The organism is Actinomadura geliboluensis, from assembly GCF_005889745.1.
Classification (GTDB): domain Bacteria; phylum Actinomycetota; class Actinomycetes; order Streptosporangiales; family Streptosporangiaceae; genus Spirillospora; species Spirillospora geliboluensis.
Map to the genome: position 1 here is coordinate 1 of NZ_VCKZ01000797.1, position 356 is coordinate 356.

General features: G+C 63.2%; 1 protein-coding gene. It reads left to right on the top strand.

The window, feature by feature from the left end; all coding sequences use genetic code 11:
* Window positions 1-174: 174 nt before the first annotated feature.
* On the top strand, window positions 175-356 hold a 182-nt coding region (locus ETD96_RS46360), incomplete at its 3' end, for a hypothetical protein (protein WP_205719782.1).

Below are 356 nucleotides of genomic sequence, written 5' to 3' on the forward strand. Positions count from 1 at the left end.
CATTCTTACTGCGGGAACATTCCCCCGCGCGAGTACGAGGAAGCGTTCAACCGGTCACGTGGCACAGCGACCTAGACCGGCTGAGAACCAACAATCTGAGCCTCCAACATCGCCGGGGCGGTCCACCTGCCATCGGTCATTAGAGCCGGTGATCAGCGGTCTTCGTTTTGGCGGTTGGCAGGCTTTCTGCCGACGGTGGTGTCGGCCTGCCATGCCCGCCGCCGCTTGTGCGTGAACCTTCTTGGGGTCGGCTGGCAAAGAGGGGTGTTGTTGCCAGCGATCCAGGAGGGCCGGTATGTGAAGAGTGACGCCATGACCGCTGTCGGGGCGGTCGCGTCCACCAGTGACGCCGAGGA